The 222-nt window shown below is 43.2% G+C and carries 1 tRNA gene; it reads left to right on the forward strand.

The features are described from left to right. The first annotated feature begins 77 nt into the window (after positions 1-77). Positions 78-161 (forward strand) — tRNA-Leu (locus tag CHH53_RS17070). The last annotated feature ends 61 nt before the right edge of the window (positions 162-222 follow it).

Genomic DNA, 222 nt, shown 5'->3' on the forward strand with positions numbered 1-222 from the left:
ATCTGTTTAAGATGAAGATGATCCTATAGTTCTGCCGATGCTGTGCAGCACAGACAGCATTTTTCTTTTGACTTTATGCGGTCGTGGCGGAATGGCAGACGCGCTAGGTTGAGGGCCTAGTGGGTGAATAACCCGTGGAGGTTCAAGTCCTCTCGGCCGCATCAAAAAAAGTGTTGACAAGTTATGAGCTGAATGATATAATATAAAAGTTGTTCTTAATAA

The sequence above is a fragment of the Terribacillus sp. 7520-G genome, from assembly GCF_002271665.1.
In the GTDB taxonomy this organism is placed as follows: Bacteria; Bacillota; Bacilli; order Bacillales; family Amphibacillaceae; genus Terribacillus.